Here is a 21,198-nt window from a genome sequence, read left to right on the forward strand (position 1 = left end):
ATTACAGCTTGAATTTAGCCCATACCGGCGCGTGGTCCGACGGTTTTTCCATGCTGCGGATGTCGTAGTCGATCCCGGTTTCAATGCAGCGCTCCGCCAGCGGCGTACTCGCCAGCAGCAGATCGATACGCAGGCCGCGGTTGTCGTCAAAGCCCTTCGAGCGGTAGTCAAACCACGAGAAGCGATCCTGCGTTTCCGGGTTGGCATTGCGGAAGGTATCCACCAGGCCCCAGCCCAGCAGGCGCTCCATCCACTCACGCTCTTCCGGCAGGAAGGAGCATTTGCCGGTGCGCAGCCAGCGCTTGCGGTTCTCTTCGCCGATGCCGATATCCAGATCCGTTGGGCTGATGTTCATGTCGCCCATGATCAGCACCGGATTCTCTTTTTTCAGTTCGGTCGTCAGATAGTTCTGCAGATCCTGATAAAACTTCGCTTTGGCCGGGAATTTTGTCTCGTGATCGCGGCTCTCACCCTGCGGGAAATAGCCGTTAATGACCGTAATATTCCCGAGCGCGGAAGGCACTTCCGCCATGATGATGCGGCGCTGGGCTTCTTCACCGTCGCCGGGGAAGCCGCGGCGCACGGAAACCGGCGTGTCTTTAGTGAGCAGCGCGACGCCATAGTGACCTTTCTGACCGTGGTAAAAGACGTTGTAGCCGAGTTTCGCCACCTCTTCGAGGGGGAACATGTCGTCGTGTACCTTGGTCTCCTGCAGGCCGATCACATCTGGCTGATGTTGCTCAACAATGGCTTCTAGCTGATGAGGGCGGGCGCGCAGGCCGTTGATATTAAAAGAGACAAATTTCATAGTCGCTGCCAGTGCAAGGTGAATAGTGCATGGATGGTAGCAGAATTTGCGTCAACTGTTACCGGGTTCGACCAATAACTGCGACAGATAATGCCGGTGGTGCAATATTTGCACCATTCTGACGCGCTTCGCCCTCAAACAGGGCGTAAAGGGCCGATAAATTTCGCGAGCGATCACAATTCCAGAATTATATTTGGCCTGTGCATACTCTTTCTGATTTTCATGCGGCAAAGCGCCGCTTGTCGTAAAAATATTCACTTTTTATGCACTAACAGTGAATAACTCCATATTGTAACCTATTGATATTCTGTTACCTCACCCCGTTTATGCATTTTTATCGCTGGCTGGCACGAAGGCTGCAATCTACATTCACAGTGCAAACACTCAATTATTTAACATTCAAATAACTTTTTATTTACCGGATGAGGTCGCTATGTCTCTGTCAATTACGCGTGAAAATTTCGATGAATGGATGATGCCGGTTTACGCTCCGGCGGCTTTTATTCCGGTTCGCGGGGAAGGCTCACGCCTGTGGGATCAGCAGGGTAAAGAGTATATCGACTTTGCCGGGGGGATTGCGGTGAATGCGTTGGGTCATGCCCATCCGGCGCTGCGTCAGGCGCTGAATGACCAGGCGGCGAAGTTCTGGCATACCGGCAACGGCTTTACCAACGAGCCCGCACTGCGCCTGGCGAAAAAGCTGATTGACGCGACCTTCGCTGAAAAAGTCTTTTTCTGTAACTCCGGCGCGGAAGCCAACGAAGCGGCGCTGAAGCTGGCGCGCAAATATGCCCACGACAAATTTGGGACGCACAAGAGCGGGATTGTGGCGTTTAAAAATGCGTTCCACGGGCGCACGCTCTTTACCGTGAGCGCGGGTGGCCAGCCTTCTTATTCGCAGGATTTCGCTCCGCTGCCGCCGGATATCCGCCACGGCATTTATAACGATCTTCAGTCCGCCAGCGAGCTGATTAACGACACCACCTGCGCGGTGATTGTCGAACCGATGCAGGGGGAGGGCGGCGTGCTTCCGGCGCAAAAGGCATTCCTGCAGGGGCTGCGCGAGCTGTGCGATCGTCATGACGCGGTCCTGATTTTCGACGAAGTGCAGACCGGCGTGGGCCGCACCGGCGAGCTGTATGCCTATATGCACTACGGCGTGACGCCGGACGTTCTCTCTACCGCCAAAGCGCTGGGCGGCGGCTTCCCGATTGGCGCGACGCTGACCACCGATAAATTCGCCAGCGTAATGACCGTGGGCACCCACGGCACCACCTACGGCGGTAACCCGCTGGCGACCGCCGTCGCCGGACAGGTTCTCGACATCATTAACACCCCTGAGGTGCTGAAGGGCGTTAAGCAGCGTCACGAGTGGTTCGTTGAGCGCCTGAACGCCATCAACGGCAAGCTTGGCCTGTTTAAAGAAATTCGCGGCCTGGGGCTGTTGATCGGCTGCGAGCTCACGGCTGAGTTTGCCGGAAAAGCGAAGCTTATTTCACAGGAAGCGGCAAAAGCGGGCGTGATGGTGCTGATTGCCGGTGCCAACGTGGTGCGTTTTGCCCCTGCGCTGATTGTCAGCGAGGAAGAGGTGCAAACCGGTCTGGATCGTTTTGCGCTGGCGTGTGAGAAGGTGAAATCCGGGGTGTCATCATGATGGTCATCCGTCCCGTTGAGCGCGGCGATATTGCCGGGCTCATGCAGCTTGCCGGTAAGACGGGAGGTGGGCTGACCTCGCTTCCTGCCGATGAAAAAACGCTGTCGGCGCGCATTGAGCGCGCCCTGCAAACCTGGCAGGGGACGTTGCCAAAAAGCGAACAGGGTTACGTGTTCGTGCTGGAAGACACCGAAACGGGGAGCGTGGCCGGGATCTGCGCCATTGAAGTGGCCGTCGGGCTTAACGACCCGTGGTATAACTACCGCGTCGGCACGATGGTTCACGCCTCGAAAGAGCTGAACGTCTATAACGCGCTGCCCACGCTGTTTCTCTGCAATGACCACACGGGCGCCAGCGAGCTCTGTACGCTGTTCCTCGACCCGGCGTGGCGCAAAGAGGGCAACGGCTATCTGCTCTCCAAATCGCGCTTTATGTTTATGGCCGCTTTCCGCGATCGCTTTAACGAAAAAGTGGTGGCAGAGATGCGCGGCGTGATCGACGACAAAGGCTACTCGCCCTTCTGGGAGAGCCTGGGCGAGCGCTTCTTCTCGATGGAGTTCAGCCGGGCGGACTATCTCTGCGGCACCGGCCAGAAGGCGTTTATCGCGGAGCTGATGCCTAAACATCCTATCTATACCCATTTCTTAACGCCTGAAGCGCAGGCGGTAATTGGCGAAGTGCATCCGCAAACCGCGCCTGCCCGCGCGGTGCTGGAGAAAGAGGGCTTCCGCTACCGTAACTATGTCGACATCTTTGACGGCGGGCCAACGCTTGAGTGCGATATCGACCGCGTGCGCGCCATCCGCAAAAGCCGACTGGTTGAGGTATCCGAAGGCCAGCCCGCGCCGGGTGACTGGCCGGCATGCCTGGTGGCGAACGAAAATTACGCCAACTTCCGCGCCATGCTGGTGCGGACCAACCCGAAATGTGAACGTCTGGTGCTGACAGCTGCAGAGCTGGATGCCCTGAAATGTAACGCCGGCGATACGGTTCGCCTGGTGCGTCTCTGCCCTGAGGAGAAAACAGCATGACATTATGGATTAACGGTGACTGGGTAACGGGCGAAGGCGAACAGCGCGTAAAAACCAATCCAGTTGGAAAAGAGGTGCTGTGGAAGGGAAATGACGCCAGCGTCGCGCAGGTCGAGCAGGCCTGCCGTTCCGCACGACACGCGTTTCCCGCGTGGGCAAAACGGCCATTCGCCGAGCGCCAGGCGCTTATTGAAAAATTTGCCGGACTGCTGGAGGCCAACAAGGCCGAGCTGACGCGCATCATCGCGTCCGAAACCAGCAAACCGCGCTGGGAAGCGGCGACCGAAGTGACGGCGATGATCAATAAAATCGCTATTTCGGTTAAGGCGTACCACACCCGCACCGGCGAGCAGCATACTGAGATGCCGGACGGCGCGGCCACGCTGCGCCACCGTCCGCACGGCGTGCTGGCGGTGTTTGGCCCGTATAACTTCCCGGGGCATCTGCCGAATGGTCACATTGTGCCCGCGCTGCTGGCGGGCAATACCGTCATCTTTAAACCGAGCGAGCTCACGCCGTTAACCGGCGAGGCGGTGGTGAAGCTGTGGGAGCAGGCCGGTCTGCCGCCGGGCGTGCTGAACCTCGTGCAGGGCGGGAGGGAAACCGGCCAGGCGCTGAGCGCGCTGAGCGATATCGACGGCCTGCTGTTTACCGGCAGCGCCGGAACGGGCTATCAGCTGCACCGCCAGCTGGCGGGGCAGCCGGAGAAAATTCTGGCGCTGGAGATGGGCGGCAACAACCCGCTGATTGTCGAAGATCCTGACGATATCGATGCCGCGGTGCACCTGACGATCCAGTCCGCCTTTATTACCGCCGGACAGCGCTGCACCTGCGCCCGCCGCCTGCTGGTCAAGCGCGGCGCGCAGGGGGATACCTTCCTGAAGCGTCTGGTAGAGGTGAGCGCGCGGCTGGTGCCTGCCGCGTGGGATGCCGATCCGCAGCCGTTTATCGGCGGGCTGATCTCCGAACAGGCCGCGATAAATGTGCTCAACGCCTGGCAGGACCACGTAGCGCGCGGGGCGAAAACCCTGCTGGAGCCGAAGCAGGTTCAGCCGGGTACCTCGCTGCTGACGCCGGGCATCGTAGAGATGAGCGGTGCGAGCAGCGTGCCGGATGAAGAGGTGTTTGGCCCGCTGCTGTGCGTCTGGCGTTACGACGATTTTGATGCGGCCATTGCGATGGCGAATAACACCCGCTACGGCCTGTCGAGCGGGCTGATATCGCCGCATCGCGAGAAGTTTGAACAACTGCTGCTGGAAGCGCGTGCCGGGATCGTGAACTGGAATAAACCGCTGACCGGGGCGGCGAGCACCGCGCCGTTCGGCGGCGTGGGCGCCTCGGGCAACCATCGCGCCAGCGCCTGGTATGCCGCCGATTACTGCGCGTGGCCGATGGCGAGTCTGGAAACCCCGGCGCTGACGCTGCCGGAGACGCTTAATCCGGGGCTCGATTTTACGAAGGGAGAAGGCCATGAAAGCGCGTGAAGTCAACTTTGACGGGCTGGTGGGGCTGACGCACCACTATGCCGGTCTCTCCTTTGGTAATGAAGCCTCGACGAAGCACCGCTTTCAGGTCTCCAACCCGAAGCTGGCGGCGAAGCAGGGGCTGCTAAAAATGAAGGCGCTGGCGGATGCCGGCTTCCCGCAGGCGGTGATCCCGCCGCAGGAACGCCCTAACGTGGCGGTGCTGCGCCAGCTAGGATTTAGCGGTACGGATGAGCAGGTCGTCGAAAAAGCAGGTACGCAGACGCCGCATTTGCTCTCTGCGGCAAGCTCTGCCTCTTCAATGTGGGTGGCCAACGCGGCCACTGTCGCGCCGTCAGCCGATACGCTGGATGGTAAAGTCCATCTGACGGTGGCGAACCTGAATAATAAGTTTCATCGCGCCACCGAAGCGGACACCACCGAGCGCGTGCTGCGCGCTATTTTCAAGCATGACGCCCATTTTGAGATCCATCAGGCCCTGCCGCAGGTGGCAATGTTTGGCGACGAAGGCGCGGCCAACCATAACCGGCTGGGTGGCGATTACGGCGATCCCGCCGTGCAGCTGTTTATCTACGGGCGGGAAGAGGGCGGCCACGCCGCGCCAACCCGTTATCCAGCGCGTCAGACGCTCGCGGCCAGCCAGGCGGTTGCGCGCCTGAACCAGGTCAATCCTTCCCAGGTGATTTTTGCCCAGCAGAACCCGCACGTGATCGACCAGGGCGTGTTCCATAACGACGTGATTGCCGTGTCCAACCGCCAAGTGCTGTTCTGCCATGAGCAGGCCTTTGCCCATCAGGATAAGCTGCTCGCCACGCTGCGCGAACGCGTGCCGGGCTTTATGCCGATCCAGGTGCCAACGCAGGCGGTCAGCGTGCAGGACGCGGTCGAAACCTATCTGTTCAATAGCCAGCTGCTGAGCCGCGATGACGGCAGCATGATGCTGGTGCTGCCGCAGGAGTCCCGGGATCATCGGGGCGTGTGGCGCTACCTCACCGAACTGGTGAAGGCCGATAACCCGATTGACGAGCTGCGCGTGTTTGACCTGCGTGAAAGCATGGCTAACGGCGGTGGCCCCGCCTGTCTGCGCCTGCGGGTCGTGTTAACGCCAAATGAAATACAGGCCGTTAACCCGGCAGTCATGATGAATGAGACGCTCTTTAACACCCTGAACGACTGGGTGGACCGCTACTATCGCGACCGGTTAACGCAGGCCGATCTGGTTGACCCGCAGCTGCTGCGCGAAGGGCGCGAGGCGCTGGACGCATTATCGTCAATCCTGCAGCTGGGCTCGGTTTACCCGTTCCAGCGCTAAAGGAGTGGATATGGAAAATTTACTGGCGCTGACCCTGGCCGATGAAACGCCGGACCAGAGTGAGGGGGAGGGCCCCTCATTCCGCTGGCGGTGGCTGGGGCGCGGGGTGCTTGAGCTGACGCCGAAGGCCGGCAGCGCGTTATCGCTGCTGCTTTCCACGGGGATCCACGGGAATGAAACTGCACCCGTTGAGATCGTTGATGGGCTGCTGCGCGCGCTGTATCGCGGCGAGCTCGCCCTTGCGTGCCGCGTGCTGGTGGTGCTTGGCAATCCGCCTGCGCTGGCGCAAAACAAACGGTACCTGGTTAGCGACATTAACCGCATGTTCGGCGGTCGCTGGTCGCAGTTTCCGCAGAGTGACGAAACGGCGCGCGCGCAGTGGCTGGAGAACGTCGTGACAACGTTTTTTGCCGCGGCGGGACCGGCGCGCTGGCATCTGGATCTGCATACGGCGATCCGCGCCTCTTACCATGTCAGATTCGGCGTTCTGCCGCAGCGCAATCAGCCGTGGGATGAAGCGTTTCTGAGCTGGCTGGGGGATGCCGGGCTGGAGGCGCTGGTGTTTCATCAGTCGCCGGGCGGGACCTTTACTCACTTCACTTGCGAACGGTTTGGCGCGCTGTCCTGTACGCTGGAGCTGGGAAAAGCGCTACCGTTCGGACAGAACGATCTCACGCGCTTTGCGCCTACGGAGCTCGCGCTTCGGGCGCTGCTCGGTGGGACGGCTACCGAGCACGCACATCAGCCCGTTGAGCGGTACCGGGTCGTTCAGCAGATCACCCGCCGCAGCGAGGCTTTCCAGCTTCACATGGCCGCGCACACTCTGAACTTCACGCCGTTTCGCAAAGGGGCTCTGCTGGCGGAAGATGGCGAAGAGCGTTACGAGGTGCAGAAAACCACCGAATATGTGCTGTTTCCCAACCCCTCCGTGGCGTTTGGCCTGCGGGCTGGTCTGATGCTGGAAAAACTCACCTGAACCTTTCCCCTCTCACCATCCGGGAGGGGAAGTAAAAATGTTTTCTTAGCGATTAAAGCGCTCTGATTTCTTTTACGGAATATTCCTGGTGAATTGCTTTATTATTCACCGTCACTTCGTTATACTTCTGCTAAATAGCTTTAAAATCATCATATTGAATATTTCTTGTTGCAACTCTCCACGCTTTATCCTTATTTCCTCCACATTTGGCGAAAAAATGTTTTTTACACTTTCATTGTTTTACCGTTGCTCTGATTAATTGACGATAAACCCCGTAAAGTTAATCTCGTCAACACGGCATAGCGCCGAAGAATAACTGAAAGAAAGGAAATAAATTATGCGTAAGTTTACTGCACTGTTTGTTGCTTCTACCCTGGCTCTGGGCGCTACCAGCATGGCGTTCGCCGCAGATACCGCAACCACCACCGCCGCGCCAGCTGAAGGCAAAATGATGATGCATCATAAAGGCAAGCCGGGTATGCACCACGAGATGATGATGTTCAAAGATTTGAACCTGACGGACGCGCAGAAGCAGCAGATCCGCGACATCATGAAAAGCCAGCGTGACCAGATGAAGCGTCCTCCGCTGGAAGAGCGCCGCGCAATGCATGACATCATTGCCAGCGACAGCTTCGATAAGGCGAAAGCCGAAGCGCAGATCGACAAAATGGCCGAGCAGCACAAAGCCCGCATGCTGGCCCACATGGAAACCCAGAACAAGATCTACAACATTCTGACCCCGGAACAGAAAAAACAGTTTAATGCCAATTTTGAGAAGCGTCTGACAGAACGTCCGGCGATGGAAGGTAAAATGCCAGCACCAACCGAATAATCGGTTCACTCTCTTAAGACCGCCGGGATCCTGTCCACAAAAGCGAAATCGCTGTGGACAGGACCGGCGGTTTTTCTATTCTGCCCTCTTGCCTGCCGCCGCCAGCGCGGTATTCTCCTGTAGTCGCTTCAGAGAATGTCTGTAGAGTCATGGCGTTAGCATTTTTATTAACGTTCCGCTAAGGCCTGCCCGCTCTGCTGCCGATACTGTGTCTGTGAATACCTAACGATAACAAACAAGACTGCAGGGGTAGCGATATCCTTGCCCTGGCACGGGTTGTGCCATTCAGGAGTGGTGATGGAGTTCTTTGATATTCGTAAGATGCCGGTCAGCCTCTGGCGCAATGGTGCTGGCGAAACGCGAGAAATTTGCTGTATCCCTCCCGCGACGCGCGATTTTTTCTGGCGTGCCAGTATCGCGACCATCGCCAGCAACGGCGAATTCTCCTCGTTTCCCGGTGTCGACCGGGTCATTACCCTGCTGGAAGGCGGGGAGGTGATGCTGGATGCCGGTCAGGCGTTCTGCCATACCCTTAAACAGCATCAGCCTTACAGTTTTGCCGGCGATTTGCCGGTGAAGGCGCTGCTTTCCGATGGCAGGATGGCGATGGATTTCAACATCATGACCCGGCGCGACTGCTGTCAGGCGAAGGTGCGGGTTGCCGATCGTACTTTTACCACCTTTGGCTCGCGCGGGGGCGTGGTGTTTGTATTAAGCGGGGCGTGGCAATTGGGTGATAAATTGCTCACGGCCGATCAGGGCGCCAGCTGGCAGGAGGGGACCCATACTCTGCGTCTGCTGGAGTCTCAGGGCACCCTGCTGTTCAGTGAAATTAACTGGCTGCCGGGTCACTGAGTGCGATGATCTCGAACTTGCCCGCTAATACGGGCTTGCAGAGGATTTTGTAGCCGTCGTGGTCGAATCCAGCGGGGGTGCGCAGCAGGGTTGCTGCGTCGCTTAAATCATCGACAGCCCCCAGCCAGAGCCAGTTATTGACGATGTGATACTGCGTCATGGTTTCACCCACTTCTTTTAGCGCAACGGCGCCGTCCCACGGCCAGCAGTTGACGCTGATCCCGGCCAGTCCCGCGAGGAGCCGGGCGTGATGCGCCTCAACGCTCTCTTTTCCGCAGCAGGCTCCCGCGCAGCGCTTCAGAGCGGAGCGGAAACAGGCGCGGCCCCGCGTGGTGCCCTCTAGCCCTAAAAGGCTATAGCAAAGCTGCAGCTCGTCCGCGAGCGCCTGCAGAGACTGTAGGGCGGCACGCTTGTTTGCGAACAGCCCGAAGAGATTCGGGGCGTGGGAGAAATCGACCTCGCGGGCGTAGACGACCTGCGGCTTGCCGTCGGCGATCTGCAGGGAGCAGAGCTGGCGGTTGCGGCGCAGGCGCTTATTGAAGAGCGGCTGCTGCTCCTTTATCAGCCGGGCTTCCAGCAACAGCGCGCCCATTTCTCCCGCCGTCTGGAACCAGGTAATGCGTCGCGACTGGCGCAGCATGGCGGCCTCGTCCGGGGTGCGCAGGTGGGATAACACCCGGCTGCGAATGTTAACGCTTTTGCCGATGTAGAGCGGCAGGGTCTCGCTTTCACCGTGAAAGATGTACACGCCCGGCTGTTTGGGCAGCGCCTCAAGCCAGGGGCGAAGATGTTCGGGATATTCATAGATAGCCGCCGCTTCAAACTCAAGACGCGGGGCTGATTGACGCCTGCTCACATACTGCTCCATATACTGTTCAGGTATACAGTGTAGCAGGTGTGCTGTGGTTAAAAAAGAGCCGGGTGGCCTGATGCCCTCTCCCTAAAGGGGAGAGGGAGCAAAGATTAACGTTTTGCGTTTATTTCCAGAAATCGTCAAACACCGTAATTGGCGTGTGGCGCTTGTGCTCGGTTTTCAGGTACCAGCCCTCGATAATTTTCGCGGTACCTTCATCCAGCGTTTTGCCTTCCAGATAATCATCAATGTTGTCATAAGTAACGCCAAGGGCCGCTTCATCCGGCAGGGAAGGGCGATCGTCTTCCAGATCCGCTGTTGGCGCTTTCTTGTACAGGTGCTCAGGGCAGCCCAGCGCGGCGAGCAGCTGCTTGCCCTGACGCTTGTTGAGACGGAAAATCGGGTTGATGTCGGTGCCGCCATCGCCGTATTTGGTGAAGAAACCGGTGATCGCTTCTGCCGCATGGTCGGTGCCTACCACAACGCCTTTGGTCATCCCGGCGATGCTGTACTGCGCTTTCATGCGCTCGCGCGCTTTCTCGTTGCCGCGCACAAAATCACTCAATTCAATGCCCGCTTCGCGCAGCGCCTGCTCGCTTGCCAGCACCGAGGCTTTGATATTGACGGTAAGCACGCGATCGGGCTGGATGAACGCGATGGCGTCCTGGCAATCCTGTTCGTCCGCCTGAACCCCGTAAGGCAGACGCACGGCGATAAACTGCAGCGCTTCGTCGCCCGTCTCTTCACGAAGCTCTGAAATCGCCATCTGGCAGAGTTTACCCGTCAGGGTAGAGTCCTGCCCGCCGCTGATGCCCAGCACCAGGGATTTCAGGAAAGCGTTCTTTTTTAAGTACGACTTTAAAAAATCCACGCTGCGGCGGATCTCTTCCTGTGCATCTATCGCAGGCTTAGCGCCCAGCGCCTGAATAATCTCTTGTTGCAGAGCCATCATGCCCTCCGTATGCAGAACATAAACAGAATGTGTTAACTGTTAAAACTAACCCTTTGGGCGGAAAACGACAAGGATCACAGTTTCGAGTGCGTTAATTTGCGGCGATTTAGCAGCTTATCGTTGTTTTATTAGAATTTTCCGAAATTCGTCTGGCGTAAATCACAAAGTTGAACAATAGTACTTTTTATCCCATGCTTAGATAACACGCTGATAAACAAGAGGACGGAATATGAACAAGAACGTAGCAGGAATTCTTAGCGCAGCGGCGGTACTGACGATGCTGGCAGGGTGTACAGCTTACGATCGCACCAAGGATCAGTTTACCCAGCCCGTGGTTAAAGACGTTAAAAAAGGGATGACACGTTCGCAGGTGGCTGCGATCGCCGGCAAGCCTTCTTCTGAAGTGACCATGATTCACGCGCGCGGTACGTGTCAGACTTATATCCTGGGTCAACGTGATGGTAAGGCAGAAACCTACTTCGTCGCGCTGGATGATACCGGACATGTGATTAACTCCGGCTATCAGACCTGTGCTGAATACGACACCGATCCGCAGGCACCTAAGGCGCAGTAACCCTGCTTGCCTGAAGATGTTATCAAACCGGCCTCTGGGCCGGTTTTTTTATTCATACGTTAATCTTATTTCTTTGCGCGAATTATTTGCCTGAAATGTGAAGGTAGTCAACAAGCCAGGTCAATGAGAGACAATTTTGGCCTATCCAGAATTATCTCCCCTCTAGTACCATTGCGTATACTCACTTCAACGATAAACAACAGTACGCAAGCTACCTGTCTGCCGGGACAGCGAGTCGAGTGATAGCGCGACGGCAGGTAGTCATACAAGAGGGAAATTATGATGGAAAAGAAACATATCTACCTGTTCTGCTCTGCGGGCATGTCAACCTCGCTTCTGGTGTCAAAGATGCGCGCGCAGGCTGAAAAGTATGAAGTTCCTGTGGTGATTGAAGCGTTTCCGGAAACGCTGGCGGGCGAAAAAGGCCAGAAAGCCGATGTGGTGTTACTGGGGCCGCAAATTGCCTATATGTTGCCCGAAATTCAACGACTGCTACCGAATAAACCGGTCGAAGTGATCGACTCGGGGCTGTACGGCAAGATCGATGGTTTAGGTGTACTTAAAGCTGCTGTGGCAGCCATTAAAAAAGCTGCTAATTAATTTTTATTTTTCCCGTCAAAGAGTTATTTCACACACAATTACGCCGTAACATGCGTTACGGCATTTAAGGGTATTTCCTATGAGTAAAGTCATCGCTTCACTTGAAAAGGTACTCCTTCCTTTTGCTGTTAAAATAGGAAAGCAGCCTCACGTTAATGCCATCAAAAACGGTTTTATTAAATTAATGCCGTTGACGCTGGCCGGGGCCATGTTCGTTTTAATTAACAACGTTTTTCTGAGCTTTGGTGAAGGTTCCTTCTTTTATTCATTAGGAATTCGGTTAGACGCTTCCACTATTGAAACCCTTAATGGTTTTAAAGCCATCGGCGGCAACGTATATAACGGTACGTTGGGTATTATGTCGCTGATGGCGCCTTTCTTTATTGGGATGGCGCTGGCTGAAGAGCGGAAAGTGGATCCGCTGGCCGCCGGATTATTATCCGTTGCCGCGTTTATGACCGTCACGCCTTACAGCGTGGGTGAAGCCTACGCCGTTGGCGCAAACTGGCTGGGCGGAGCCAACATCATCTCCGGTATTGTTATCGGCCTGGTGGTGGCAGAAATGTTCACCTTTATTATCCGTCGCAACTGGGTTATCCGCCTGCCGGATAGCGTGCCAGCCTCCGTTTCTCGTTCATTTTCCGCGTTGATCCCAGGCTTCATTATCCTCTCCATCATGGGGATTATCGCCTGGGCGCTCTCTCACTGGGGCACGAACTTCCACCAGATCATCATGGACTCTATCTCTACGCCGCTGGCGTCGATGGGTGGCGTGGTCGGTTGGGCGTATGTGATTTTCACCTCTCTGCTGTGGTTCTTCGGCGTGCATGGTTCACTGGCACTGGCCGCGCTGGACAGCGGAATTATGACCCCATGGGCACTGGAAAACGTTGCGCTTTACCAGCAGTACGGCTCCGTTGACGCGGCGCTGGCGGCAGGTAAAACCTTCCATGTGTGGGCGAAGCCGATGCTTGACTCCTATATCTTCCTGGGTGGTACCGGGGCGACCCTGGGTCTGATCATCGCGGTCTTTATTGTCTCTCGTCGCGCTGACTATCGTCAGGTGGCGAAACTGGCCCTGCCATCAGGCATCTTCCAGATTAACGAGCCGATTCTGTTCGGTCTGCCAATCATCATGAACCCGGTAATGTTTATCCCGTTCATCCTGGTGCAGCCGCTGCTGGCAGCGATCACCCTGACGGCCTACTACATGGGTATTATTCCACCGATCACCAACATTGCTCCGTGGACCATGCCGGCAGGTCTGGGTGCCTTCTTTAACACCAACGGTAGCGTCGCGGCCTTCCTGCTGGCGATATTCAACCTCGGGATTGCCACCCTGCTGTACATGCCGTTCGTGGCGATTGCGAACAAAGCTGCCACCATCATTGATGAAGAAGAGAGCGAAGAGGAAATTGCCCTCTCACTGAAATTCTAATATTGACCGGCGCGGGGAAGCCCGCGCCAGCCACAAGGAGCTAAAAAATGTTAGATTTGGATAGTATCGTCGCAGACGAAGCCGCAGAGAACGATCTCGAAGAAGTGGTGATGGGCCTCATCATCAACTCCGGGCAGGCGCGCAGCCTGGCGTATGCCGCACTGAAGCAGGCCAAGCAGGGCGATTTCGCTGCCGCGAAAACCATGATGGAGCAGTCCCGCACGGCGCTGAACGAAGCGCACCTGGTGCAGACAAAGCTGATTGAAAGCGACCAGGGCGAAGGGAAGATGAAGGTCAGCCTGGTGCTGGTACACGCTCAGGATCACCTGATGACGTCCATGCTGGCGCGTGAGCTGGTGGCGGAGTTGATTGAGCTTCACGAGAAAATGCACTAGGTCGGATTGAGCAGCAGGAGGTCAGCACGATGGAAATCAAAACCGCATTTGAACAGCAACTGTTTAATGGCAAAAATTTTCACGTGGTTATCTACAACAAGACGGAGAGCGCCAGCGGTCTGCACCAGCATGACTACTATGAGTTCACGATTGTTCTGACCGGCCGCTACTACCAGGAGATCAACGGTAAGCGCGTCCTGCTGGAGCGAGGGGATTTTGTCTTCCTGCCGATGGGTTCCTATCACCAGAGCTTTTACGAATTTGGCGCGACCCGCATTCTGAACGTGGGCGTCAGCAGACGCTTCTTTGAGAAGCACTATCTGCCGCTGGTGCCGTTCTGCTTTGTGGCGTCCCAGGTATATCGTGTGAAAAACGAGTTCATGACCTGGATTGAAACGGTCATCGCCTCGCTTAACTTCCGCGACAATGAGTTTGATGAATTTATTGAAACGGTGACCTTCTACGTGATGAACCGGTTGCGGCATCACCGTGAAGAGCAGCAGGTGACGGATGACGTTCCACAGTGGCTGCGCAGCACCGTGGAACTGATGCACGATAAAGGCCAGTTCAGCGAAAATGCGCTGGAAAATATGGTATCCCTCTCGGGGAAATCCCAGGAATATCTGACCCGCGCGACGCAGCGTTATTATCGTAAAACGCCGGTGCAAATAATTAATGAAATCCGCATTAATTTTGCCAAAAAACAGCTGGAGATTACCAACTATTCTGTCACCGATATTGCCTATGAGTCAGGATATAGCAGTCCCAGCCTGTTTATTAAAACTTTTAAGAAGTTGACCTCATTCACACCGAACAGCTACCGGAAGAATTTAACGGTAATTAATTAACTTTCGGCGGATTACCCGCCATAAATATTGCTTTAATGGCTTGCCCAAATAGCGGGAAGAGTACGCTATACCTTGCAGGCGATTAACCTGATACGCTAAGGGAGATATTATGCAAAAGAAATTAAAAGTCGTAACCATTGGTGGCGGCAGCAGCTATACCCCGGAATTACTCGAAGGTTTTCTGAAACGTTATCATGAATTACCGGTCAGCGAATTATGGCTGGTGGACGTTGAGGAAGGTCAGGAGAAGCTGGATATTATTTTCGACCTGTGCAAGCGCATGGTTGAGAAAGCGGGCGTGCCTATGACCGTGCATAAATCCCTCGATCGTCGCCTGGCGCTGAAAGATGCGGATTTCGTTACCACTCAGCTGCGCGTCGGCCAGCTAAAAGCGCGCGAGCTGGACGAGCGTATTCCGCTGAGCCACGGCTACCTGGGGCAGGAGACCAACGGCGCGGGCGGCCTGTTCAAAGGCCTGCGTACCATTCCGGTGATTTTCGACATCGTCAAAGATGTGCAAGAGATCTGCCCGAACGCGTGGGTGATTAACTTCACTAACCCGGCCGGAATGGTGACCGAGGCGGTATATCGTCATACCAATTTCAAACGCTTTATCGGCGTCTGTAATATCCCGATCGGCATGAAGATGTTTATCCGCGACGTGCTGGAGCTGACCGACAGTGACGATCTCTCAATCGATCTGTTCGGCCTGAACCACATGGTGTTCATTAAAGACGTCATCGTGAACGGAAAATCGCGCTTTGCCGAACTGCTCGACGGCGTGGCTTCCGGTCGCCTGACCGCGGCCTCCGTGAAGAACATCTTTGACCTGCCGTTCAGCGAAGGGCTGATCCGCTCGCTGAATCTGCTGCCGTGCTCATACCTGCTTTACTACTTCAAGCAGAAAGAGATGCTGGCTATCGAAATGGGCGAGTACTATAAGGGCGGCGCGCGTGCGCAAATCGTTCAGAAAGTTGAGAAGCAGCTGTTCGATTTATATAAAGATCCGAACCTGAACGTCAAACCGAAAGCGCTTGAGCAGCGCGGTGGGGCCTATTACTCCGATGCAGCGTGTGAGGTGATCAACGCCATCTACAACGACAAGCAGGCGGAGCACTATGTTAACGTGCCGCATCACGGCCATATCGACAATATCCCGGCGGACTGGGCCGTCGAGATGACCTGCATTCTGGGGCGCGAGGGGGCTAAACCGCATCCACGTATCACCCACTTCGACGACAAAGTTATGGGCTTGATCCACACCATCAAAGGCTTTGAAGTGGCGGCGAGCAACGCGGCGCTGAGCGGTGAACTCAATGACGTGCTTCTGGCGCTGAACCTCAGCCCGCTGGTGCATTCCGACCGCGATGCGGAGCAGCTGGCCAGCGAGATGATCCTGGCGCATGAAAAATGGTTGCCGAACTTTGCCGCCACGATTGAGAAGCTGAAGTTCAAACAACACTGAGAGGACGCACAATGGAAAACCTGCTGATCGTTAATGCTGATGACTTTGGCCTTTCGAAAGGCCAGAACTACGGCATTATTGAAGCCTGTCGCCGCGGGGTAGTGACCTCTACAACGGCACTGGTGAACGGTGAAGCGGTTGAACACGCGGCGCAGCTGAGCCGCGAGGTGCCAGAGCTGGGTGTCGGCATGCATTTTGTGCTGACGCTCGGGATGCCGCTTTCGCCTATGCCGGGCCTGACGCGTGACGGTCTGCTGGGCAAATGGATTTGGGCGCTGGCGGAGCAGGACGCTCTGCCGCTCGAGGAGATTGCCCGTGAGCTGGACTGCCAGTACAACCGCTTTGTTGATCTTTTTGGCAAGGCGCCGACGCATATCGACAGCCACCATCATGTGCACATGATCCCGGCGATTTTCCCGATTGTTGCGGCGTTTGCCCAACGCAAAGGCGTGGCGATGCGCGTGGATCGAGAGGCGCAGGGCGTGCCGGATTTTGCCGTGACAACAACAGAGGGGTTCAGCAGTGCCTTTTACGGTGACGAGATCGACGAAGCGCTGTTCCTGAAGGTGCTGGAGGATTCCGCCGCGCGGGGGGAACGGTCGCTGGAGGTTATGGCGCATCCTGCCTTTGTCGATAACACCGTGCGTAAGAGCGCCTACTGCTGGCCGCGCCTGGCGGAGCTGGATGTCCTGACGTCGCCGTCGCTGAAATACGCCATTGCCGAGCGTGGGTATCGGTTGGGGACGTTTGGGGATCTGTAAGAAGTGCCGGGTGGCGAGGTAAAAGCAAAACGGTAACCTGGGTTACCGTTTTTATTGTTTTCTCCCTCTCCCGTGGGAGAGGGGCGGGGTGAGGGCATCAGGCCGCACAACCGGGAATGGTTTTTACGCCGGAATCTGATCGATCTTACTGCTGCGCGACCAGACGCGGTGCGCGGCGAGCAAATCAAACAGCTTCGTCATAAAGGCATCGTCAACGTTATCGCCCTCGACAATGCCGTCCTCACCCTGATCGGCCACCTTCAGCTGTGCTTTAAACTGTCGTGCGTCGCCGGATAGCGCAATGGGCTTCAGGTGCTTATAAGCTTCCAGCAGATAATAGATGGCATCACCGTTGTTGAGCAGGCTGGCAATATCTCCGCACGGCACAATCACCGCATCGACGGTCAGCGACGGCGCGCCGGCAAAGGTCGCCGCCACCGGCAGCACGGAGCCGTCATCGGCGGTCACTTCACCCATGCGGGAATAGAGCAGTTTGGCGTGTACGCCCTGCGTTTTTAGCGCCTGCATAATCCCCAGCACGTCGCTGGCGCGAGTTTTGTCGTTCAGCAGGATGGCGACCACGCGGCCTTTAATCGAGCCTCCAGGCACCGCATACAGGCTCAGCGATGGATCTTTCTTCACGCCGTTAACCTCTTTCGGTGGCGCAAGGTTGCGCTGTTCGTCCGTTAGCGTGATACCAAGGTTATCCGCCACGCTCTGGGCAAGCTGAATATCAATGTGCGCCAGCTGATCGACCACGCGCTCGCGGATGTAGGTGCGCACCACTTTGCTCAGTTCGAAGCTAAAGCCGCCGATGATGTGCTGTTGCTCAATCGGCGTCTGGCTGTTCCAGAACAGGCGAGGGTGGGCGTAATACTCACCGAACGAGGGGCTGCGCTCGCGAATTTTGTTGCCGTCGATACGCTCCTGGTACGATTCGAATCCGCCGCGTTTCGGCCCCGGCGGGGTTTCTCGCGGCCAGTTGTCGTTGATGGAGTTCGGCTCATAGTTTGCCGGGTTGGTATCAATATCCTGACGGTGCATCCCGTCGCGCTGGAAGTTATGGTACGGGCAGGTTGGGCGGTTAATCGGGATCTCGTGGAAGTTCGGCCCGCCAAGACGGCTAATCTGCGTATCGGTATACGAGAACAGGCGTCCCTGTAAGAGCGGATCGTTGGTGAAATCCAGTCCGGGGACGATGTGGCCCGGATGGAACGCGGCCTGCTCGTTTTCGGCAAAGAAATTATCCGGGTTGCGGTTAAGCACCATTTTGCCCACCAGCTGAACGGGCACCAGCTCCTCAGGGATGAGTTTTGTCGGGTCAAGCAGGTCGAAATCGAACTTAAACTCGTCTTCTTCCGGGATCAGCTGTAAGCCCAGTTCATATTCCGGGAAGTCACCCGCTTCAATGGATTCCCACAGTTCGCGGCGATGGAAGTCCGGATCGCGCCCGGTGAGCTTCTGCGCCTCATCCCATACCAGCGAGGCTTTGCCCGCTACCGGCTTCCAGTGGAAGCGCACAAACGTGGCTTTTCCTTCCGCGTTGATCATGCGGAAGGTGTGAATACCGAACCCTTCCATCGTGCGATAGTTGCGCGGGATCCCACGGTCGGACATCGCCCACATCACGTTGTGTAAGGTTTCAGGCTGCAGGGAGACATAGTCCCAGAAGGTATCGTGCGCACTTTGTCCCTGGGGTATGGCCCAGTGGGGCTCCGGTTTTACCGCATGGACAAAGTCAGGAAATTTATGCGCATCCTGAATGAAAAACACCGGGGTGTTATTGCCCACCAGATCGAAAATACCCTCTTCGGTATAAAACTTGGTGGCAAAGCCGCGGATATCACGCACCGTATCTGCCGAACCTGCGCCACCCTGCACGGTGGAGAAACGCACAAAGACCGGCGTGATTTTATCCGGGTCGGAGAGGAAATCCGCTTTGGTGATCGCTTTCAGGCTTTTATAGGGCTGGAAGTAGCCGTGCGCCGCAGAACCGCGCGCGTGAACGATGCGTTCCGGAATTCGCTCGTGGTCAAAATGGGTAATTTTTTCCCGCAGGATGAAATCTTCCAGCAGGGTCGGCCCGCGCGCGCCTGCGCGAAGGGAGTTTTGATCGTCAGCAATGCGCACGCCCTGATTGGTGGTGAGTGCAAAACCTTCGCCGCCTTTACGGTGTGGCTCAAGCGATTTCAGCTTCTCGTTTCCGGTGTCCGGTGATTTCATGCTTCCCGGCGCGGTTGGTTGTTCGCCAGGGGCTGATGGGCCCGGCGAGGGGCGGTGAGAGCCGTCAGCAGGGGCGAGAGAGTCCATACCCGGTTGAGATTCTTCAGTGCCATGAATCGGTGATTGATGTGATTTATCTTTGTTCGACATTGCACGCTTCTCCTTTATCCATTGCTAAAAACCCTATTAAGGATAGAACAATGTCGTGAGATAGCTCGCTAACTAAGAGTTTTCACATGACGTTATTAACGAAAGGAGCCATCTCACCCACTCGGAGCGCGACGTAAGGCGGCAGGATCGGCTATCATAGAATTTTCCTGCATCAAGAATTTGCTTTAGTGAATCCGTCGCTTATGAAACCTCTTCGTCAACAAAACCGCCAGGTTATTAGCTATGTGCCCCGCGTTGAGCCCGCGCCGCCTGACCATGCCCTGAAAGTGGATGGTTTTCGTGATGTCTGGCTGCTTCGCGGTAAATATGTGGCTTTTGTCCTGATGGGGGAACATTTCCGCCGGTCGCCGGCGTTTTCCGTGCCGGAGTCAGCCCAGCGATGGGCGACGCAAATCCGCCAGGATGAAGAGGTTGAAGAATAACAGCCATAAAAAAACCGCCATCAGGCGGTTTTTTTATTTCTATCGAGATTAACGGTGCGCCAGCTCGGCGTCGTCTTCACTTTCCAGAATGGCTTTGTCGGTCTGCTTCAGCCACTGGCTGGTCAGCGTACCGGCAGTCATGGAGCCGCTCACGTTCAGCGCGGTACGGCCCATGTCGATCAGCGGTTCAACGGAGATCAGCAGAGCGACCAGCGTGACGGGCAGGCCCAGCGCGGGCAGCACAATCAGCGCGGCGAAGGTTGCACCGCCGCCGACACCTGCAACGCCGGCGGAGCTGATGGTAACAATCCCGACCAGCGTGGCGATCCAGACCGGATCCAGCGGGTTGATACCCACGGTTGGGGCAACCATCACTGCCAGCATCGCCGGGTAGAGCCCCGCACAGCCGTTCTGACCGATGGTAGCACCAAAGGAGGCAGAGAAGCTGGCGATAGATTCCGGTACGCCCAGACGACGGGTCTGTGCTTCAACGTTCAGCGGAATAGATGCTGCGCTGGAACGGCTGGTGAAGGCAAAGGTCAGTACCGGCCATACTTTGCGGAAGTATTTCAGCGGGCTGACGCCGTTCACGCCCAGCAGGATACCGTGCACCACGAACATAATGCCCAGGCCCAGATAAGAGGCGACAACGAAGCTGCCCAGCTTAATGATGTCCTGCAGGTTAGAGCCGGCTACCACTTTGGTCATCAATGCCAGAACACCGTATGGCGTCAGCTGCATGACCAGACGGACCAGCTTCATCACCCAGCTTTGCAGGGTATCAATCGCCGTCAGCACGCGTTCGCCTTTCGGCGCGTCGTCTTTCAGCAGCTTAAGCGCAGCCACGCCCAGGAACGCCGCGAAGATCACCACGCTGATGATAGAGGTTGGGCTTGCACCGGTCAGGTCAGCAAACGGGTTCTTCGGAATGAAGGAGAGGACCATCTGCGGAACCGTCAGATCAGCCACTTTACCCACGTAGTTGGTTTGAATTGCGGTCAGACGTGCCGTTTCAGCGGTACCCTGAACCAGACCTTCGGCCGTCAGGCCAAACAGGTTGGTAACCAGCACCCCCACCAGCGCGGCAATCAACGTGGTAAAGAGCAGCGTACCAATGGTCAGAAAGCTGATTTTACCCAGCTGAGTTGCGTTGTGCAGACGGGCTACGGCGCTCAGAATAGAGGCGAACACCAGCGGCATAACGATCATCTGCAGCAGTTGGACGTAGCCGTTACCGACAATGTTGAACCACTGAATGGACTCTTTCAGTACCGGACTATCGGAGCCGTAGACGGCGTGTAAGGACAGACCAAACGCCACACCCATGACCAGACCGACCAGTACTTTTTTCGCCAGGCTCCACTGTTTGTGGCGCGCCTGCGCGAGAAGCAATAGTAATACGACGAACACGACTATGTTCGCGATGAGTGGAAAATTCATCCCCGTTCTCCTGATTTATTATGTGGGATCGGTTTTTCCCGATCCTGTTGGCGGAAGGTTAGCAGAAGTGTGATGTGGCGCTTATATCCAAATGGAATGGTTTA

The 21,198-nt window shown here is 56.3% G+C and carries 20 protein-coding genes; 15 read left to right on the forward strand and 5 right to left on the reverse strand.

From position 1 onward, the window contains the following. Position 1: 1 nt before the first annotated feature. Complete coding sequence (gene xthA, locus IM314_RS05365; RefSeq protein WP_032644863.1) at positions 2-808, reverse strand: exodeoxyribonuclease III; 807 nt, start codon at positions 806-808, stop codon at positions 2-4. 433 nt (positions 809-1,241) lie between these two features. Here xthA and IM314_RS05370 point away from each other — a divergent pair, with 433 nt between their 5' ends. The 7 genes from IM314_RS05370 to ves all read left to right on the forward strand — a co-directional run bounded on the left by IM314_RS05370 (position 1,242) and on the right by ves (position 8,952). Further along, on the forward strand, positions 1,242-2,462 hold the full coding sequence (locus IM314_RS05370) for an aspartate aminotransferase family protein (RefSeq protein WP_028012790.1): 1,221 nt from the start codon (positions 1,242-1,244) through the stop codon (positions 2,460-2,462). After that, positions 2,459-3,493 carry an arginine N-succinyltransferase gene (gene astA / locus IM314_RS05375; protein ID WP_041910463.1) on the forward strand — a complete coding sequence of 345 codons (1,035 nt, stop codon included), beginning with the start codon at positions 2,459-2,461 and terminating at the stop codon, positions 3,491-3,493. Before IM314_RS05370 ends, astA begins: the two co-directional genes overlap by 4 nt. Further along, positions 3,490-4,977 (forward strand): succinylglutamate-semialdehyde dehydrogenase, encoded by a 1,488-nt coding sequence (astD, locus tag IM314_RS05380; protein WP_193358724.1) that lies wholly within the window; start codon positions 3,490-3,492, stop codon positions 4,975-4,977. The genes astA and astD overlap by 4 nt, the downstream gene beginning before the upstream one ends. Continuing rightward, positions 4,964-6,289, forward strand: a complete 1,326-nt coding sequence (astB, locus tag IM314_RS05385; RefSeq protein ID WP_045630133.1) for an N-succinylarginine dihydrolase — start codon at positions 4,964-4,966, stop codon at positions 6,287-6,289. Before astD ends, astB begins: the two co-directional genes overlap by 14 nt. Before the next feature lie 10 nt (positions 6,290-6,299). Next, positions 6,300-7,265, forward strand: a complete 966-nt coding sequence (astE, locus tag IM314_RS05390; RefSeq protein ID WP_059355651.1) for a succinylglutamate desuccinylase — start codon at positions 6,300-6,302, stop codon at positions 7,263-7,265. Positions 7,266-7,602: 337 nt separating this feature from the next. After that, positions 7,603-8,097 carry an ATP-independent periplasmic protein-refolding chaperone Spy gene (gene spy / locus IM314_RS05395; RefSeq protein WP_028012795.1) on the forward strand — a complete coding sequence of 165 codons (495 nt, stop codon included), beginning with the start codon at positions 7,603-7,605 and terminating at the stop codon, positions 8,095-8,097. A gap of 297 nt (positions 8,098-8,394) precedes the next feature. Beyond that, the gene (ves, locus tag IM314_RS05400) at positions 8,395-8,952 is read left to right on the forward strand and encodes an environmental stress-induced protein Ves (RefSeq protein WP_028012796.1); all 558 of its coding nucleotides are present in this window, start codon (positions 8,395-8,397) and stop codon (positions 8,950-8,952) included. On the opposite strand, the gene cho is transcribed toward ves, so the two are convergent. Next, positions 8,930-9,808 (reverse strand): excinuclease Cho, encoded by an 879-nt coding sequence (gene cho / locus IM314_RS05405; protein WP_032644984.1) that lies wholly within the window; start codon positions 9,806-9,808, stop codon positions 8,930-8,932. The two genes, ves and cho, sit on opposite strands and share 23 nt — an antisense overlap. 121 nt (positions 9,809-9,929) lie before the next feature. After that, entirely contained in the window at positions 9,930-10,754 is an 825-nt protein-coding gene (gene nadE, locus IM314_RS05410) for an ammonia-dependent NAD(+) synthetase (protein WP_028012798.1), read from the reverse strand. A 232-nt stretch (positions 10,755-10,986) separates the two neighbouring features. On the opposite strand from nadE, the gene osmE reads away from it, so the two are divergent. The 7 genes from osmE (at position 10,987) to chbG (ending at position 16,838) form a co-directional block, all read left to right on the forward strand. Continuing rightward, on the forward strand, positions 10,987-11,331 hold the full coding sequence (gene osmE / locus IM314_RS05415) for an osmotically-inducible lipoprotein OsmE (RefSeq protein ID WP_003857836.1): 345 nt from the start codon (positions 10,987-10,989) through the stop codon (positions 11,329-11,331). A 282-nt stretch (positions 11,332-11,613) separates the two neighbouring features. Beyond that, positions 11,614-11,931 (forward strand): PTS N,N'-diacetylchitobiose transporter subunit IIB, encoded by a 318-nt coding sequence (gene chbB / locus IM314_RS05420; protein ID WP_014883474.1) that lies wholly within the window; start codon positions 11,614-11,616, stop codon positions 11,929-11,931. Between the two features lie 79 nt (positions 11,932-12,010). Next, positions 12,011-13,369, forward strand: a complete 1,359-nt coding sequence (chbC, locus tag IM314_RS05425) for a PTS N,N'-diacetylchitobiose transporter subunit IIC (RefSeq protein WP_028012799.1) — start codon at positions 12,011-12,013, stop codon at positions 13,367-13,369. A 47-nt stretch (positions 13,370-13,416) separates the two neighbouring features. Then, positions 13,417-13,764: a PTS N,N'-diacetylchitobiose transporter subunit IIA gene (gene chbA, locus IM314_RS05430; RefSeq protein ID WP_028012800.1), complete on the forward strand. Its 348-nt coding sequence runs from the start codon at positions 13,417-13,419 to the stop codon at positions 13,762-13,764. Positions 13,765-13,769: 5 nt separating this feature from the next. Then, complete coding sequence (chbR, locus tag IM314_RS05435) at positions 13,770-14,612, forward strand: transcriptional regulator ChbR (protein ID WP_028012801.1); 843 nt, start codon at positions 13,770-13,772, stop codon at positions 14,610-14,612. A gap of 109 nt (positions 14,613-14,721) precedes the next feature. Then, the gene (locus tag IM314_RS05440) at positions 14,722-16,077 is read left to right on the forward strand and encodes a 6-phospho-beta-glucosidase (RefSeq protein ID WP_028012802.1); all 1,356 of its coding nucleotides are present in this window, start codon (positions 14,722-14,724) and stop codon (positions 16,075-16,077) included. A gap of 11 nt (positions 16,078-16,088) precedes the next feature. Continuing rightward, positions 16,089-16,838 carry a chitin disaccharide deacetylase gene (chbG, locus tag IM314_RS05445; RefSeq protein WP_193358725.1) on the forward strand — a complete coding sequence of 250 codons (750 nt, stop codon included), beginning with the start codon at positions 16,089-16,091 and terminating at the stop codon, positions 16,836-16,838. Positions 16,839-16,961: 123 nt separating this feature from the next. Here the strand turns inward: chbG and katE are convergent, their stop codons facing one another. After that, a complete protein-coding gene (gene katE, locus IM314_RS05450) occupies positions 16,962-19,211 on the reverse strand; it encodes a catalase HPII (RefSeq protein WP_193358726.1) in 2,250 nt (749 codons plus the stop codon). Between the two features lie 167 nt (positions 19,212-19,378). Here katE and cedA point away from each other — a divergent pair, with 167 nt between their 5' ends. Next, a complete protein-coding gene (gene cedA / locus IM314_RS05455) occupies positions 19,379-19,654 on the forward strand; it encodes a cell division activator CedA (protein ID WP_227008575.1) in 276 nt (91 codons plus the stop codon). A gap of 48 nt (positions 19,655-19,702) precedes the next feature. Here the strand turns inward: cedA and IM314_RS05460 are convergent, their stop codons facing one another. Further along, positions 19,703-21,094, reverse strand: coding sequence for an L-cystine transporter (locus tag IM314_RS05460; RefSeq protein ID WP_193358727.1), 1,392 nt, complete (start codon positions 21,092-21,094; stop codon positions 19,703-19,705). Positions 21,095-21,198: the final 104 nt, after the last annotated feature.

The sequence above is a fragment of the Enterobacter cloacae complex sp. P42RS genome (assembly GCF_014930595.1).
In the GTDB taxonomy this organism is placed as follows: domain Bacteria; phylum Pseudomonadota; class Gammaproteobacteria; order Enterobacterales; family Enterobacteriaceae; genus Enterobacter; species Enterobacter bugandensis.

What these genes read in the sequence shown, in the direction of transcription:
- IM314_RS05370 (WP_028012790.1), top strand. Translation starts at nt 1,242, where the DNA reads ATGTCTCTGTCAATTACGCGTGAAAATTTCGATGAATGGATGATGCCG.
- astE (WP_059355651.1), top strand. Translation starts at nt 6,300, where the DNA reads ATGGAAAATTTACTGGCGCTGACCCTGGCCGATGAAACGCCGGACCAG.
- katE (WP_193358726.1), bottom strand. Translation starts at nt 19,211, where the DNA reads ATGTCGAACAAAGATAAATCACATCAATCACCGATTCATGGCACTGAA.
- IM314_RS05440 (WP_028012802.1), top strand. Translation starts at nt 14,722, where the DNA reads ATGCAAAAGAAATTAAAAGTCGTAACCATTGGTGGCGGCAGCAGCTAT.
- IM314_RS05460 (WP_193358727.1), bottom strand. Translation starts at nt 21,094, where the DNA reads ATGAATTTTCCACTCATCGCGAACATAGTCGTGTTCGTCGTATTACTA.
- nadE (WP_028012798.1), bottom strand. Translation starts at nt 10,754, where the DNA reads ATGGCTCTGCAACAAGAGATTATTCAGGCGCTGGGCGCTAAGCCTGCG.
- chbC (WP_028012799.1), top strand. Translation starts at nt 12,011, where the DNA reads ATGAGTAAAGTCATCGCTTCACTTGAAAAGGTACTCCTTCCTTTTGCT.
- osmE (WP_003857836.1), top strand. Translation starts at nt 10,987, where the DNA reads ATGAACAAGAACGTAGCAGGAATTCTTAGCGCAGCGGCGGTACTGACG.
- astD (WP_193358724.1), top strand. Translation starts at nt 3,490, where the DNA reads ATGACATTATGGATTAACGGTGACTGGGTAACGGGCGAAGGCGAACAG.
- xthA (WP_032644863.1), bottom strand. Translation starts at nt 808, where the DNA reads ATGAAATTTGTCTCTTTTAATATCAACGGCCTGCGCGCCCGCCCTCAT.
- chbA (WP_028012800.1), top strand. Translation starts at nt 13,417, where the DNA reads ATGTTAGATTTGGATAGTATCGTCGCAGACGAAGCCGCAGAGAACGAT.
- chbB (WP_014883474.1), top strand. Translation starts at nt 11,614, where the DNA reads ATGGAAAAGAAACATATCTACCTGTTCTGCTCTGCGGGCATGTCAACC.
- astA (WP_041910463.1), top strand. Translation starts at nt 2,459, where the DNA reads ATGATGGTCATCCGTCCCGTTGAGCGCGGCGATATTGCCGGGCTCATG.
- spy (WP_028012795.1), top strand. Translation starts at nt 7,603, where the DNA reads ATGCGTAAGTTTACTGCACTGTTTGTTGCTTCTACCCTGGCTCTGGGC.
- astB (WP_045630133.1), top strand. Translation starts at nt 4,964, where the DNA reads ATGAAAGCGCGTGAAGTCAACTTTGACGGGCTGGTGGGGCTGACGCAC.
- ves (WP_028012796.1), top strand. Translation starts at nt 8,395, where the DNA reads ATGGAGTTCTTTGATATTCGTAAGATGCCGGTCAGCCTCTGGCGCAAT.
- chbG (WP_193358725.1), top strand. Translation starts at nt 16,089, where the DNA reads ATGGAAAACCTGCTGATCGTTAATGCTGATGACTTTGGCCTTTCGAAA.